This is a genomic window from Pauljensenia sp. C0170B4 (genome assembly GCF_056590235.1).
Map to the genome: position 1 here is coordinate 42,961 of NZ_JBWPVS010000005.1, position 15,607 is coordinate 58,567.

Below are 15,607 nucleotides of genomic sequence, written 5' to 3' on the forward strand. Positions count from 1 at the left end.
TCGCAGTCAACATCATACAGAAGAGAACCACAAGTACTGCTTCAGTTCTGTGTGACGGGACCTAAACTGGTTAGACAATATAGAGTATTGTCTTGCTAGACTCGCGGACTTGCCAGTGAGATATGCAGGAGGACAGTTCATGCTGGAGATACCAGGCGACGCAGTTTTTGCTTACTCAATTACCCAGGAGCCTGATGAAGCTTTTGCCCAGTCGGAAGAGCTCGCTGGTTCTCTATTTCTCAATACAACCGAGAAGACTGAGAGCAGAGAATTCACAAATGCGGAAGGGTCCTCACAGGCTGTTGTTATTGGTTTTTGTGTTGATGCGCATGGTGAGCGATCCCGTGACGAAATACCGCAGATGATTCTCGAGGCTGCAGCCGAGTCGGGAATCAAGTACGCATATGAGCTGTGTAACCGTCTCGCAGGCAAATACGTCGTCTACTTAAGTGTTGATGGCGTAGAGGTAGTCTGGGGGGACGCGACATGCAGTATGTCCGTCTTCTATACTCACGAGGATCCCGTGGTGGCCTGTGGTGTGTCAGAGAATCTGGTAGGTGCTTATGTGAGCAACCGTTCGGATTCTCAGATGGTCAAGATTACAACGAATGCTCCTGATGGTCAGCCCCTTCCGAACAATGTGACCAGCTTTGACCATGTCAGAATTCTTCTCCCGAATCATATACTTTATGTTCGTCAACAATATGCCGAACGTGTGTGGAGGACCCCGGGTCTGGTCAGACGGACAGCTCTCGATGAGGTCGTAGTGAAAACGCTTCTTCTTATGAAGAATATATATCGAGAATATAATAAGTATTATGACTTGCTGTGTCCGTTAACTGCTGGATATGACAGTAGGATTAATTTTGCCTTTATGAAGGAACTGGGTGATAACCCGGCAACATTCACCTTCCGGCATCCTTCATTCACGGATGAAACGCCGGATTTGAAGATTTCTCATGTGATATCTGAATATTATGGCGTGCCGCACTCTATAGTTATGGACTCCCGTATGGAGGAATCTGAAAAGAGCCATTATAAAAGAATTGTCGGTAGAGATGCAACTGATTATTCGCTTAATCTAGCGCTTACCATTAGAAAAACATTCGGTAATAGAGCGATTCTCAACGGGAATATAATCGACCAAATAGGTAAAAGTGTTACGGGTAATAACGTTCCCGATAGACTCGCTTCGCCATCCTTTGTTCGTTCCCGTATTTACAATAGCGGCAAACCAGCCTTGCAGATACTCGGACTCTATCTTAGGGACGTGAGGCAAAATTGTGGAAATGATGTGTTTGATGTTTTAGCCTGGGAACAGGACTGCTGTAGATGGGGTACTCAAAGTGATATTACCTATGGCATGTGTGGTGTGAACATGCTTACACTGTCAAACTGTCGAGAACTTATCTTGGAATGGATCAAGGTCCCGCGAAAACAACGCGTCCGCAAGGAGCTCCATAAATCGCTCTTCCAGCAGCTAGACCCGAAGCTTCTTTCTTTCGGCTTCACACCCGAGTCTAATATCAAGAGAATAGTGAGGCTCAATTGGCCAATATTCTATCTCAGTTGTTATGGGTACGGTTGGTACGTTTCAAGACACTCACGTTAGAAGAACTTAGGACGGTGAAATGCCGGTGAAAACGAGAGAATCTTCTATCTGAGGAGGTGAAAGAATTGCGGGGGATCTGGCATCGACTACATGAAAAGCTGCTGCGCGAGAAGAATCGTAGTCCAGTGGTATCTGCGATCTTGACTCTGATGACGGGAACCATGATCTCCCAGATCGTCATTTTTATATTTCAAATTTTTATCAATCGAATTTATACTGACTACGAAAAAGGGCTTTTCGGAATATATGGAACCATTACCTCCTTCGTTATCGCCGTAGCAGCGTTGAGATTTGATGTTACCCAGATGTTGCCCAAATCAGATACTGTTGCTCGTGTTTTGAAAAAGATTGCAACTCGTTCGATAGTGGTCTCCTCTTTTTTGACTTCACTATTTTGTATTATATTTTCGAAGTTTCTTGAAGATAGTTATCATCAATCCCAGGAATTATCGAAATGGCTAATGATTTCCGGTTTGACTGTCTTCTTGGTGGCAGAGATAACGAATATTCAGTACTGGTTGACGCGAAAAGAGAGATTCGGAGCTCTTGCTTCCAACCAGGTTCTTCAGTCGACAAGTATCGTCTTCTTTCAACTTATAATGGGACTGTTGTGGAAGGGAGGTCTGGTCGGTCTTATAACGGGAACGATCATGGGTCAGTTGGTCGGGTTTGTCGCAATAAAGATCCGCACTCCAGAGCTCCGTGGACCCATACCGGATAATGCGCCTTCGATGCTTTCGCTAATGAGGCGCTATAGAAAGATGCCCTTGTTAAACGGTCCAAACGTACTTGTAGACTCGGTTCGCAATATGGGGATTAATTTGTTGATTGGTTCAGTGGCCGTCGCCGCTCTTGGCCAATTTCAACTAGCGTGGGCCATTATGCAAGTTCCCGTTGGACTTATCGCAGGCTCAGTTTCGCAGGTATTTCTCAAGAAGCTTGCAGTTGTTGAGCATGGGAAGATGTCAGGTCTTGTACGTTTTACTTTGATTCGAGCAGCGTTTGCTGCAATTGGGCCATTTGCTTTGCTATTCGTTCTGGCACCATGGCTATTTCCATTCGTTTTTGGCGCCCAGTGGGATCAGGCTGGCTATTTTGCTCAAGCACTTACACCATGGCTGTATATGACGGTCCTGACTTCTCCCATATCGAACATATTTGTCGTTACCGGAAATCAACGGCGAATGCTGATTTTTGCTGTTTTGTACTGTGTTGTTCCTTTATTGTGGTTGTGGTTCTCGCCGCTGACTTTGCTCCCGACCGTATTTGCTCTTGGCGGGCTTATGGCACTAATGCTGGGTGTGATGCTGTTGCTAGCGTGGAAATGCGCCGTGGATTTTGACAGGAAGCCGCCTGCTTCTGAATCTTCTATCTCGTAGGTCTAAGACATATGCCTGCAGAAGCAGTCGAGACTGTCACGGTAGAATTTGCCTGATGAAGTGGCAAACGTCGTTTCGCTGAATCGCTCGCGTGCCCGTTTGCGGATTCGTTCTGGCTCAAAAATGCGTGGATTGCCGTAGAGGGCATCACAGGCGACAAACTGCATTGCTTGTGCAAGCTCGCTTTCATCGTCTATCGAAACGGTTACGCCTTCCGAAGGCCCTATCATGTATTGTCCTCCCCACGTTCGGGTTCCGATGCAGGGCAGGCCTACCATCTGCGCCTCTGCGAACACTGCGCCGGCTGATTCGACAGCGCTCGCAAGCACAAACGCATGTGTGTGTGACAGCAGATTGAAGATTTCATTTCTGGGCCGAGAGCCGAGGAAGTCAACCGCATCCGCGACGCCGAGATCTGTGCAATACGCTTTGAGGCGAGCTATTTCTCCTGATACTCCTCCTCCTATTACTACAAGCCGTGTATGCGGAATGGTGTTGCGTAGCCGGGCGAAAGCTCGGATAGTGAGTTTTGGACGTTTGTTGTCGCCAAGATGTGAGACGTGGCTGAAAATAAAATCACTTCCGGAGACATAGGAAGGTATGGAAACGCTCTGGGCGTCATTAGGAACAGGCAAAGTGATGACTGTCCAAGGAGATGTGGAATAATACGATTCAAGCTTTTTTGCAAAGAGTGGAGACACGGTGGCGCGTCCCTGGGCTGCTCTGACAAGGCGCATAATTTCGCGGGTACGCGGTGAGTTATGTGCTCGTTTTATTGACGAAGGTCGGTGCTCGGTGAGGCAATAAGGAATACACCAACGTCTTGACGCAGCAGCAGCGAGATAAATTCCTGGGTAAACTGAATGGGCGTGCGCGATTGCTGGTCTACCGCAATGGGCCTCATACAGTTGAAAAGCCTTTTTCGCTTGAAGTGCAATCACGGAGAATTCACCGGGCAGCTTTTCTGAGGGGATATTTCTGACGGAACCGCGGACAACGCCAATCCCCTCCTCGATAGTGAAATTGAGTGGCTCGGCCGCTTTCCAGGGTTGCTGGGACGTGAGTGCGATGACACCAACTGTGAAGCCGGCTTTTTTCAGCATCTGGGCCTGTTCGCGGAAGAAAGTTCCATTCAAAGGAGAACTGGCACTCGGATACCACGATGGGAGAAGGAGCACATGAGGTGAAAACGATAACGAGCTGACTGAGGACCCTGTCATCTTTTGAGCATAGAGGATTTCGAGCTATCCTGGCGCCCTGTAGGATAGTGTCATCCAATTCCTGATGATGCGAGGCTCAAAGTGCATTCCACACCGACGATGATTTTTCATGCGCCCTATCCGATGGAGCAAAATCCCACTGCAGCCTCGCGTCTGCGTCCCCTGCGGATGCGGCAGGCTTTCGCGGAAATCGGCTACCACGTGATTGACATGTCAGGGACGACGCTCGAAAGGCGCAGGAAGCTGGCTGCGTTAAGACGGGAGCTTCAGCAGGGGATGAAGCCGGAGTTTCTCTACAGCGAGAACTCCACGCAACCCAATGTATTCGCTACGAGCGTGAAGTCAGGATTTGCGCCGATGCTTGATAATGCGATCTTGAGTCTTGTGCGCAGGCACGGCATCCCATCGGGTGTTTTCTACCGGGATATCTACTGGAAATTTGCACATGCCCCAGCAAAAACTGTCATTGGCAAGCTGTCGCCTTTTTTTCACCGACTCGATATGCGTGGATACCTCCGCAATAATGTGCATTTTTTCCTGCCCTCTGAAGGCATGGCAACCTATCTCAACCTGCCGAACGACGCAACGTTTTCTGCTCTTCCACCCGCAGGGGATAGTGGACGCACAATGCCGCTTCCAACAGGTCCGCTGAGATTGTTTTATGTCGGTGGGCTCGGCGGGCATTATCGTCTTGATGCGCTCTTCGCAGCCCTTAAACAAGAACCAAGTATTGAACTGGAGCTAGTGACGAGGCCTGAACAATGGAAGGCAGCCCTTGCTCAGGACTCTTCATTGGGCAGCGACCAGATTCATGTGCATCACTTGAATTCAAGTGAACTTGATCCGCTGTATGCGGATACTCACATCGGCATTCTTGCTGTTGAGCCGAGTGACTACCGGAAGTTTGCTGCGCCGGCGAAACTGTTCGAGTATATTTCGCGAGGGCGACCAGTTCTCGTGACAGCTGGAACCGAGGCCGCACGGATCGTCAACAAACTGGATGCAGGCTGGCAGGTCAATTACGGAATTGCTGATATTGCCCAGATCTTGACTTTCTTGAAAGCTCACCCTGAGGACGTTAAGCAGAAAGCGAGGAATGCTCGCATAGCGGCTCAGACTAATACGTGGAGAGACCGTGCTCGCTCTGTTGCCGAAGTCTTGACAGAAAGCAAGTGACAAAGATGAATCAATCATTTCGTGCCCGCGTGCTTGATTTTCTCCACGACGCCGCATTTTCCCTACCTGCGCCTGTGGCTGACACTGTCATGAAGCTTGCAGGGCCGGGTAGCCCTCTATATCCGGTAATTCGCAGAGCTCAAGGATACAAGCCCTACCCGCTTCCCTCCCCGCTTGCGATTCCCGACGCGCCTATTCGAGTACTGATTGCGCCCGTAAACTTTGCGGAACAGGCGTGGCAGTGGGCACATGCTCTAGAACGTTCTTATCCGAACATAAATGCACAAAATGTGATGGTTGACTTTCCTGGAGCGTTACCATTCCGATCCGATCGAGTTATTCCCTACGGCGTTTTCACGCTCTCAAAGGATTGGGCACGCAAGTATTTCGAACAGGTCTCACAGTTTACGCATGTGCTGGTCGAGGCGGAGGAGCCTCTTTTCGGGCCACTATTTAACTTCAGCGTTGAAAAAGAAGTGCGAGCTTTACAGTCGCGGGGAGTTTCTGTCGCCGTGTTGTCCCATGGTTCTGATACGCGAAATCCTCGCGCGCATGCGCGGCGAATCCACTCCTCTCCTTTCGATGAAAACGACCCTAAGACGCAACTACTCCAACGACGTTCAGATCGTAACCGGCAGCTGATCGAGCGTTTAGGAGTACCAGTTTTCGTTTCGACGCCAGATCTGCTTGACGATGTTCCGCAGGCTCATTGGTGCCCACTCGCGATTAACCCTGACGAGTGGGGATCAAAGAGTAGCGGAATGGGAGACAAAACGTCGAGCGAAAGACGAAGCCTCCTGCAGGTAGCACATATTCCAAGTCGCTCTTGGTTGAAGGGCTCTGAACAAATAGTTCCCGTGCTCGAGCGCCTTGATGCGAAAGGAATCGTGGAGAGTAGATTTCTCGAATCAGTGCCTCGGAATGAGATGCCCGTAGCCTTGGGAAATGCAGATCTTCTGGTTGAACAAATCACGATGGGTATTTATGGAACAACGTCGCTCGAAGCGATCGGAGCGGGATGCATTCCGATAGCGCATATTGATACCCGCTTTCGCACATATATCGAGAAAACTACCGGAATCAAATGCCCCATTGTCGAGGCGCAAGCGGACACGTTGGAAGAAACCATTGCAACTCTTGCTCGCGATAAGCACAGGCGTGAATCAATCCTCGAAGAAAATAAGCGCTATCTTGCGCTTGTCCACGATGGTGAACTGAGCGCGCGTGCGCTATATGAAAATTGGATATCCGCCTAAAGCTTTTCCTTCGGGACTCCGATAGCTAGGAGCCCAATAGTTCTTCCATAATAGTCCGAGCAACCGCAGCTTCATTCTCAAAGCTCAAGGCATGTGAAGCTTTGTGGCTAGCCTGTTTGAATGCTTGTATCTGCTGCGAATCAAGTGAATGCAAAGACTCTACGATTTGCGGAATATCGAAGCCGCCAGATAACACTCCTAAACCGTATTTATTGACTACGTCCGTCATTTCTACAGAAGGGCCGACGGCCAAGGCAAGCCGCGCCTGAATGAAGTCGAAGAATTTGTTTGGCAAAGCTAGGCGGGCATTCGTTGTAATCGGTTTGATCCAGTAGACACCAACATCGAACTGGTTCAAGACAAAAGGCAAATCAGAAGGGGAAACAGGGTCATGAAAGGTAATTCGATCGCATCCACTGGCTTTGGCTTGTAGTTCCCGTAAATACTTACCTTGATCATTCGCTGGCACCAAATACAGGTCAAGCGTGAATTTGTCACCGGCTTCAATAACAGCGTCGATTGCAGTGTCCAGCGCGCGGCCTGCAACTGCGCCGCCTGAGTGAACCAGTCTGATAGGACCGGAGTCGTTAACCGGGCTAGGGGAAAGATCGACCCAAGGTGCCGCATTCCGCATGAGACGAGGCCGGATACCATAGTGCTGCTCGTACAGCGAGGCAATTCTCCCCCCGACAGTTGTCGCTGCGCTCACCTGTGGAAGCCATGTGCGGCAGATGTGATCAATCCAGGGAGCGACGAGCAGGCGCCACGAGAGAATCTGAGTGCGTTCCTCCGGTGCCCATTCATGCAAGTCTGCCCACACCGGCGCGCCGTGAGCCGCTGTCAGTGCGGCAGGCAGTGCCCGTGCATCGTTGGCCACGACAACATCAAATGAATGTCCTTCCAGAAGACGCAACGCTTCCTTCGTGGCCGGAGCATCCAGGTCGACCGAAGAGTGACGGTGAAGCGCAAGCTTGGCGACACCGGATGGTGTCTGAGGCAAAGAGGCAGCAGATTGAGGAACCTCAAGGTGCTCGGTTGAATACGGGGTTGTCGGCCCGTATCCAACGGTTGTGACGTCGCCGAATTCCTGAAGTACGCTCAGCTGGCGAAGTACGCGTGCGTCGCGTGCCAGAGGAGAAAACGAAAGACACAAAATACGTGGTTTCTGACTCATGTGCTCGCTTCTTTCTGCCTTTGACAAGGCATGGTGCTCTGTCTAAATACCGTGAACCTAAAAGGCTTGCGCAACGACCTGTGCCGCGCGCCTGGATGTCGCTGGCAGCGAACGATGCGAGACGACCCACTGGCGCAGCCGCTGGCGTTCGTCTGTGCCGCGGTGCAGCGCCATATTTCCTGCCTGAATCATTGCATCAGCTACCTCGTCCGGGCTGAAGCCTGCGGTACGCCCTAAACCGGAATTGCGAATGTCGTTGGCAGGAGGTCCCTGCCCGATATAGACAACGGGTGTTCCCTGAGCAAGGGAGACAAGGATCTTGGTGGGATACGCGTAGTCGTAACCGCCGGGGCGAATCGATGCGAGTGAAACATCGGCGCTGGCGTACCAGCGCTGAGCCTGATCAGGAGGAACAGGCTCATGGAAAACAATGTCCGTGGATGCTGCTCGACCCAGTTCAACCAGGTCATCCCATGCGTTTCCCTGTCCAAGAAAGACCAAAACAGCCTTTGGAAACACGGTTTTGACGCGCGGAAAAGCCCTGATAAAGGCGTCAGGAGACTGCAGTGAAGAGGCAGTACCTGCGTAAAGGTAAACCGGGCCGCCAGCGCGTGGAAAACCGTCGGGCAGGGGAGTACGGTCAAGTAACTCCTGTGTTTGAACACCGTTGGGCACTACGCTCACATTGGCTGCCCCCAGCTCCTGAGCGCGCTGAGCAACCCCCTCAGACACAGCGATAACATGTTCTGCACCTGTGAGAGCAAAACGCTCAATACTGCGCAGGACCCTGACAACCAGAGGCTTCATATGTTCGGCTTCGGCAGCGTCAGACAAAATGTCGCACGCGTAATAAACGTAGGGAATTCTCCGGAGACTGCATGCGATACGCGCGACGGACCCGGTCGTAGGAGGAGGCTCAACCACAACAGCATCGGGTCTGCGGCATGTCAGAAGACGGAAGAACAGGGGAATGTCAAAGGACATGTACTGCGCATAGCCACGCACGGCGCCAGCAGAATCCCGCAGAACAGGGAAGCGTTTGATCAGGACGCCTTCGTCAGTTACCGAACCGCGAAGGGAACCAAAACGTGAGGTCAAGACGGTGACGTCGTGCCCATCCATCGCGAGCGCATGCGCAAGCCCGCGCAGACGAAGGGCGGCCGCCGCAGGCTCGGGGGCGAAGACCCGGGTGGCAAGAACGACGCGACTCACCTGACGCGCCCTGCCCAGTTCGACAGTACTTCTGCCACGCGCTCGGCAGCGTGCCCATCACCATATGGATGGGCAAGAGCTTCAGCAGGTTCGGCCGGATAAGAACGTGAGGCAGCCGCCGCCAGATCCGAACCAGGCTCCACCAACTTGTTCCAGCCAAGATGTACGGTTTCCACCCACTCGGTCTGGGGACGCACAGTCGTGCAGGGAACGCGCAGCAGGAACGCTTCCTTTTGCAGTCCACCCGAATCAGTGATCACACCACGTGCATGAAGCGCTGAGGCAATGAGGTCTGGATATGCCAGCGGGGGATGAACGAGTAGGTTCCCGCGCCGATGATCATTCGACAACTCGATGCCATGCTCCTTGCACTTGGCAACAAGGCGGGGGTGGGCAAGCAGCACAACGGGATGATCCACGTGTCCTAGGGAATCGAGCACTGACAGCAGACGGTCGCGATCATTGGTGTTTTCTGCCCGGTGAATCGTGGCCAGCGAGTAGGATCCTTCAGCTAGCCCAAGCTCGTTCATGACAGGGGAGGGCAGATCTTTCACCTGGTCGCGGATCTGGAGCAGGACATCAGTCATCACGTCTCCGACAATGACGGTGCGCTCTTTCAAACCTTCATCGGCAAGGTGGCGGGCACCTTCATCAGTGGGCGTCAGCAACAGATCTGCGGCATGATCGGTCATGACGCGGTTAATTTCTTCGGGCATCGCGCGGTTGAAGGAGCGGAGCCCCGCCTCCAGATGCGCGACTGGAATATGGAGCTTCACTGCGCTCAAAGCCCCGGCTAACGTGGAATTTGTGTCTCCATACACAAGAACCCAGTCAGGATCCTGGCCGGTAAAGACATCATCGAGGGCGGCCAGCATCTTCCCTGTCTGCACGCCTTGAGAAGCTGATCCCACGCCCAGGTGAACGTCAGGCGCGGGAATACCGAGGTCCTCGAAAAAGACATCTGAAAGCATAGGGTCATAGTGCTGCCCCGTGTGGACGATCACGTGATCGATCCCAGCTTTATCAAAAGCGTGGGCAATCGGCGCCAACTTGACGAATTGGGGACGTGCCCCGACAACTGAAACAACGCGCATGTGGGCACTTTATCAGTGGAGACGTTGAGATGCTGGGATGATCGTGTGGAAGCGGTTAGAATGTGTGCGTTATCGCTGACAGATGGAAAGAAGTTTTCATGCGTATTGCAGTTGTGGCTATGGGAAAGATCGGGCTGCCGCTCGCCGTCCAGTTTGCAAGCAAAGGGCACGACGTCATCGGCGTTGATGTCAATGACAAAACGGTTGCAACCGTCAACGAGGGACGCGAACCATTCCCGGGGGAGGCTCACCTGGCTGAAAAACTCGCCGAACTTGTGCCGGCTGGAAAACTTCGCGCCACCACGGACTACGGTGAAGCAATCCCAGAAGCGGAGGCAATCGTCATAGTTGTTCCACTGTTTGTCAACGATGAGACGTGGGCACCTGATTTCGGATGGATGGATCAGGCCACACGCTCGCTGGCCGAGCACCTGACCAAAGACACACTGATATCTTATGAAACGACTTTGCCGGTGGGCACCACCCGCGGACGCTGGAAGCCGATGATCGAGGAGATCTCCGGCCTGAAAGAAGGGGAGGACTTCCACCTCGTCTTTTCACCTGAGCGTGTACTGACCGGCCGCGTGTTCTCCGACCTGCGACGCTACCCGAAGCTGGTAGGTGGTCTGAGCCAGGAAGGCACTGACAAAGGCATGGAGTTCTACCGCTCCGTCCTCGACTTCGATGAGCGTGACGACCTGCCTCGCCCCAACGGTGTGTGGGACATGGGCAGCGCCGAAGCTGCAGAAATGGCGAAACTTGCAGAAACGACCTACCGTGACGTGAACATCGGGCTTGCCAACCAGTTCGCCGTATACGCCGACAAGGCCAACATCGATGTCAAGCGTGTCATCGACGCATGCAACTCACAGCCATACAGCCACATCCACCAGCCCGGAATCGCTGTTGGCGGGCATTGCATTCCCGTCTACCCGCGCCTGTACCTGTCCACTGACCCCGACGCGTCAGTGGTGCGCACAGCTCGCCAGTTCAACGCGGGCATGCCTGAATACGTGGTCTCGCGAGTTGAGGGCGTCCTCGGAGACCTTAAAGATCTGAAAGTTGTCGTGTTGGGAGCCTCGTACCGCGGCAAAGTCAAGGAGACAGCATTTTCCGGTGTATTTGCCACAGTTGACGCCCTGCGTGAGCGTGGTGCTGAGGTGCTGGTCCATGACCCTATGTTTTCCGACGAAGAACTTGGGCACTTCGGATGGGACGCCTACCACCTAGGTGAGCCGGTCGACGCTGCGATTATCCAGGCGGACCATCCTGAGTACAAGGACATGACTGCTCAGGACTTGCCCGGCATTCGCCTCCTGTTCGACGGCCGCCGGGTGACCGATCCTGCCACATGGGCAGGAACCCCACGCATGGTAATCGGTGAATGAGGCCTTGGGCGAGGTGCCCCGAGAATCCGCCTACCTCGCCTAAGATGAGCGCTATGACTGCCCCGCGAATTGCTGCCGTCGTTGTTGCCTGGAACAGAGCCGAGCTCCTACGCGAAACGCTTGGAGCGCTAGCCCAACAGTCCCGGCCGCTTGACGACATCATCGTGGTAGACAACGCCTCGACGGATGACACACCGCAGGCCATTCAAGGCAGTGAGGCCGTCACAGACACCGTCACGCTTCCCTCGAACTTCGGCGGCGCTGGAGGATTTGCTGCCGGCATTGCCCGAGCAGTATCCCGAGGCGCTGACTTTGTGTGGATTATGGATGACGACACGGTGCCACACGTGGACGCCCTCGAGCGACTTTTGAAAGCACGGGCAGAATATCCGGGCGAACCTGCAGTTATGGCGTGTCGGGCGGAATGGTTCGATGGGCGTGAGCATCCAATGAACAAGCCGCGTCGCCGCGCCTTCCTGAGACCTGTCCTGCATCAGCATGCTGAGGCGGCAGATAGCTACCAGATTCGAACGGCATCTTTTGTGGCGATCCTGCTTGACGTGCGAGCGATCCGCGAAGACGGTTTGCCCGAAGCGGCATATTTCCTGTGGAATGACGATTTTGAGTACACAGCGCGTCTTCTTCGACGCAGAGTGGGCTTGTATGTTGATGCCGCGCGCGTCGAACACCGCACGAAAACTTTTGGAAACTCTACGGCAAGCCCTGGCGCACGCTTCGTCAACGAGGTGCGAAACAAGATGTGGGCGTTCGGACGTTCGCAGGCTTTTGGGCCGATCGAGCGGTGCGCATTCATGGCGATGACCACGATGCGCTGGGTACGCTTGCTGGCCACGTCCCCTGATCGCACTCAGCTGTGGAACTACCTGAAAGAGGGCGTGGAGCAGGCAAACGAGGAGCCGTCCTCTACCGCCGATGTTCTTTCGGATACGCCAGTGGCGTGTGAAGCAGCGCAGTTGGATCGACGAGCAAGCAGGCAGGGGCAAAACGGGACAAGTGACCTATGTGAGCGTATACAGCAGGAGCAGGCAGATACTTCCGTGGCGGAAGGCGCCGCGTCAGATGAGACACTGCCATTCTCAGTTCTCCTGCCCGTATACATCAAGGACAATGCAGCACACTTCCAGCGGGCTCTCCAGTCTGTGGGTGCAGATCAGAGTCTTGCTGCCGATGAGATTGTTATTGTGTGCGACGGTCCCGTGAGCCCGGAAATAGATGAGATCCTGGATTCTGCGCGTCATGGCAGATCGCCACACCTCGTCGCTGATATACCGATCAAAGTCGTCAGACTGGAGCGTAACAGAGGCCTTTCAGCAGCCTTGAACGCGGGTCTGCAGCACTGTTCATACGACATTGTCGCCCGAGCCGATGCCGACGATATCTCTGTTCCTGAACGATTTGCACGCCAGCTGCCAGTCATGGAGCAGGGATTTGACATTGTGGGAGCGGCGATCGTGGAGTTTTCAGTAGACGAAAATGGCACTGGGATGATCAGAAGGCAGCCGACTCACCAGCATGACATCGTGAGCGCCTTTACCTTTCATGACCCGTTCAACCATCCCGCGGTCGTTTACCGTGCAAGTGCAGTGAAGGAAGTTGGTGGCTATCAGCATCTGGACCTGATGGAGGATTACTGGCTTTTCGCGCGGATGGTTGCTAGCGGTGCGCGAGTTACCAATCTTTCCGACGTCCTCGTGAAATATCGGGTGGGAGCGGGGGCCTACCAGCGGCGCGGAGGACTTCGGCTACTGAAAAGTGAGGTCGAGTTGCAGCGTCGGCTAAGAAGTCACAGAATAACGACTCGAGGCCAGCTAGTGCGTAATCTTGCAATACGTGCAACTTACCGAATTGTGCCAACCGGTTTGAGACGGGCGGGATATCGTCTATGGAGACAGCTAAGCCAGCCGCAAGCCTGAAATTCGCCCAACTGTTCGTTGCTGCCTAAGGAAGTTGATGTATCAGAATGACTGACTTGTCACCATGGATCCATGTCTTCCCCGGCTTCCTTCTTTTACTCATTGCGATCGTGTTTCCGGGCGCCTTGCTTGCATGGGCAATGGGATATCGGAGACGTATCTTCCTGATCGCCACTCCCTTGCTCTCAGTGTTCCTCATGGGGACGGGGGCGATCGTGGCACAAAGGGCTGTTCGTCCATGGGGATGGGGAACTTACATCAGCTGGACACTCCTGTGGGTCGTAGGCGCATACGTTGTGCGAGGAGCCCAACAACTCATACGTCGCCGAAGAAGTGCGAACCACGCGCGAGTATCTGGCTCGACTGCCTGCATTCGAATTCCACCACCTGCGAATATCGTGGCGTACTCTCTGGGCGGTATGCTGGCCATCTTGGTCAGCGCCTACGGAGTGATTGCTCCCATAGGCAACCCGGCGCGCCCCCCACAAACTTGGGATGCTGTTTTTCACCTGAATGCCTTACGGTGGATCCTCGATACAGGGGACGCATCGACTCTGCATCTCGGTGCCGTGGCGACGTCAGATGGTACACCAGTCTTTTATCCTGCGGGGTGGCATGACTGGGCAGTATTGGCTGTTCCAGGGACAGCGGGAGACGTGGTGGCTGCGGCAAACGTTTCTGCACTGGTCATCGCTGCGCTTCTATGGCCCTTCACTGCAACGATGCTTGCAGCAACACTGAGTAAGCGCAGAACGTGGATATGGGCGATCGGACCTATAGTCGCGAGCTGCTTTACGGCCTTTCCCGAACGTCTGATCTCATATGGAACACTGTGGCCGACTGCGTTGTCATACGTGCTTGTCCCTTTGGTAACGAGCATCATTGTTGAAATGTTGCGTAATCACTGCTCACGTAGGGCCTCACTGCTCGTCCTTATGGTGATGGGCCTTGGTGCTATCGGCATCGCCCATCCGACGGGCGTCATCGTCGCTTTTGTCTTTGTCGTGTGGCGCTTTATCGGACACCTGGCGGCGCTTGGAAAGAACCGGGTCCGTGCGGGAGCAAGCTGGAAAATCTTAGCGTGGAGCATGCCGTTTGTCCTCGCCGGAGGACTCTTCGGCCTGACACGCACAAGTTTTTGGCGATCAACTACCGGATATGAACGTCTGAAACCATTTGGAGAGTTTCAGCGCGAGCTGAGGGGAGCGCTAATTGACGCCCAGCTTCCCGATCAAATACACGGCAATCAGCAAGGGATAATTTTACTGGGAATTCTGACAATAGGTGGGATTCTCGTCTGCGTTGGTCAGAAACAGGGATGGGTCCTTCCGGCCTGGGCATCCATCGTAGCCCTATATCTGATTGCTGCAGTACTGTGGAAACCGGGCCTGAAGCTCGTGGGCCTGTGGTACACAGATCCTGCTCGTATAGGCTCAGCAATTCCCCTCATAGCTGCGCCGGTGTCTATAGTCGCGCTGGCGACGGTGATTCATGTCGTGCACTGGCACTGCGCGCGTGCGTTGGGAGCGGACGACAAGCGACGCTCACTGCGTCCCCTGCTATTGCTGACCTGTTTCGGAGTCACGATCGGGCTCCTATACGTCCCAACGGGTAAATACGGGCGCACAGTAGGAGCGCACCAACTGTACCTGAACTATATGCAGCTGAACCAACAGGGCTACAGTTCTCTGGTCTCTGATGCTGAATTAACGATGATGGCGAGAATAAAGGAAGAAATCCCCCCGGATGCCGAGGTAATCGGAGATCCGATGAATGGTTCGTCCTTGTTGTATGCGGTTGCCAATGTTGATGTAACTTTCCGCCACATCACCGGGTCATACGATCCTGACCTGCTTGATGCCGCCTATAACATCTCAGACATGCTGGAAGATCCTGAAATCTGTCGCGTCCTGAATGCGCACGACATTCAGTACTATTACACCGACTCGTTGACATATTGGCCGGAAGAAGCAGATACGCGCCCACTATCTGTGGGACTGCGCGAAGGTCGATTCTTGACGAGGCATATGCGCTTGGTTGATCGAGGCGGAACTGCGGCGCTCTGGAAGATCACACCTTGCGAGGAGAAATGACGATGCCTGTGCGATTGAGTAGTCTGTGGTGGCTTACCTTAAATCAGAGCCGAAAGGCGCTAGCATTTA

At 53.5% G+C, this 15,607-nt stretch carries 11 protein-coding genes; 7 read left to right on the forward strand and 4 right to left on the reverse strand.

Annotated features, from left to right (window positions below; all coding sequences use genetic code 11):
• Window positions 1-139 precede the first annotated feature (139 nt).
• Together AC1EJ1_RS07600 and AC1EJ1_RS07605 are read left to right on the forward strand one after the other, a co-directional pair.
• Window positions 140-1,612: a hypothetical protein gene (locus AC1EJ1_RS07600; protein WP_480295632.1), complete on the forward strand. Its 1,473-nt coding sequence runs from the start codon at window positions 140-142 to the stop codon at window positions 1,610-1,612.
• Window positions 1,613-1,668: 56 nt separating this feature from the next.
• Window positions 1,669-2,991 carry a lipopolysaccharide biosynthesis protein gene (locus tag AC1EJ1_RS07605; protein ID WP_480295633.1) on the forward strand — a complete coding sequence of 441 codons (1,323 nt, stop codon included), beginning with the start codon at window positions 1,669-1,671 and terminating at the stop codon, window positions 2,989-2,991.
• A 2-nt stretch (window positions 2,992-2,993) separates the two neighbouring features.
• Here the strand turns inward: AC1EJ1_RS07605 and AC1EJ1_RS07610 are convergent, their stop codons facing one another.
• A complete protein-coding gene (locus AC1EJ1_RS07610) occupies window positions 2,994-4,127 on the reverse strand; it encodes a glycosyltransferase (protein WP_480295634.1) in 1,134 nt (377 codons plus the stop codon).
• Between the two features lie 183 nt (window positions 4,128-4,310).
• On the opposite strand from AC1EJ1_RS07610, the gene AC1EJ1_RS07615 reads away from it, so the two are divergent.
• Both AC1EJ1_RS07615 and AC1EJ1_RS07620 read left to right on the forward strand, forming a co-directional pair.
• Window positions 4,311-5,387, forward strand: coding sequence for a glycosyltransferase family protein (locus AC1EJ1_RS07615; protein ID WP_480295635.1), 1,077 nt, complete (start codon window positions 4,311-4,313; stop codon window positions 5,385-5,387).
• Complete coding sequence (locus AC1EJ1_RS07620; RefSeq protein ID WP_480295636.1) at window positions 5,384-6,643, forward strand: hypothetical protein; 1,260 nt, start codon at window positions 5,384-5,386, stop codon at window positions 6,641-6,643. The genes AC1EJ1_RS07615 and AC1EJ1_RS07620 overlap by 4 nt, the downstream gene beginning before the upstream one ends.
• A gap of 25 nt (window positions 6,644-6,668) precedes the next feature.
• Here the strand turns inward: AC1EJ1_RS07620 and AC1EJ1_RS07625 are convergent, their stop codons facing one another.
• The 3 genes from AC1EJ1_RS07625 to wecB are packed head-to-tail and all read right to left on the reverse strand — an operon-like array spanning window position 6,669 to window position 10,123.
• A complete protein-coding gene (locus AC1EJ1_RS07625; protein WP_480295637.1) occupies window positions 6,669-7,844 on the reverse strand; it encodes a glycosyltransferase family protein in 1,176 nt (391 codons plus the stop codon).
• A 30-nt stretch (window positions 7,845-7,874) separates the two neighbouring features.
• Window positions 7,875-9,029, reverse strand: coding sequence for a glycosyltransferase family 4 protein (locus AC1EJ1_RS07630; RefSeq protein WP_480295638.1), 1,155 nt, complete (start codon window positions 9,027-9,029; stop codon window positions 7,875-7,877).
• The gene (gene wecB, locus AC1EJ1_RS07635) at window positions 9,026-10,123 is read right to left on the reverse strand and encodes a non-hydrolyzing UDP-N-acetylglucosamine 2-epimerase (protein WP_480295639.1); all 1,098 of its coding nucleotides are present in this window, start codon (window positions 10,121-10,123) and stop codon (window positions 9,026-9,028) included. The genes AC1EJ1_RS07630 and wecB overlap by 4 nt, the downstream gene beginning before the upstream one ends.
• A gap of 98 nt (window positions 10,124-10,221) precedes the next feature.
• Between wecB and AC1EJ1_RS07640 the strand changes: the two genes are divergently transcribed.
• From AC1EJ1_RS07640 to AC1EJ1_RS07650, 3 genes are read left to right on the forward strand one after another with little or no spacing between them, the layout of a single operon-like run.
• Window positions 10,222-11,511, forward strand: coding sequence for a nucleotide sugar dehydrogenase (locus AC1EJ1_RS07640; RefSeq protein ID WP_480295640.1), 1,290 nt, complete (start codon window positions 10,222-10,224; stop codon window positions 11,509-11,511).
• A gap of 53 nt (window positions 11,512-11,564) precedes the next feature.
• Window positions 11,565-13,445 carry a glycosyltransferase gene (locus tag AC1EJ1_RS07645; protein WP_480295641.1) on the forward strand — a complete coding sequence of 627 codons (1,881 nt, stop codon included), beginning with the start codon at window positions 11,565-11,567 and terminating at the stop codon, window positions 13,443-13,445.
• 47 nt (window positions 13,446-13,492) lie between these two features.
• A complete protein-coding gene (locus AC1EJ1_RS07650; RefSeq protein ID WP_058237040.1) occupies window positions 13,493-15,538 on the forward strand; it encodes a DUF6541 family protein in 2,046 nt (681 codons plus the stop codon).
• Window positions 15,539-15,607: the final 69 nt, after the last annotated feature.

Excerpts from the sequence above, each read along its gene's own strand:
- AC1EJ1_RS07600 (WP_480295632.1), top strand. The coding sequence starts at position 140 with ATGCTGGAGATACCAGGCGACGCAGTTTTTGCTTACTCAATTACCCAG.
- AC1EJ1_RS07615 (WP_480295635.1), top strand. The coding sequence starts at position 4,311 with ATGATTTTTCATGCGCCCTATCCGATGGAGCAAAATCCCACTGCAGCC.
- wecB (WP_480295639.1), bottom strand. The coding sequence starts at position 10,123 with ATGCGCGTTGTTTCAGTTGTCGGGGCACGTCCCCAATTCGTCAAGTTG.
- AC1EJ1_RS07640 (WP_480295640.1), top strand. The coding sequence starts at position 10,222 with ATGCGTATTGCAGTTGTGGCTATGGGAAAGATCGGGCTGCCGCTCGCC.
- AC1EJ1_RS07645 (WP_480295641.1), top strand. The coding sequence starts at position 11,565 with ATGACTGCCCCGCGAATTGCTGCCGTCGTTGTTGCCTGGAACAGAGCC.
- AC1EJ1_RS07650 (WP_058237040.1), top strand. The coding sequence starts at position 13,493 with ATGACTGACTTGTCACCATGGATCCATGTCTTCCCCGGCTTCCTTCTT.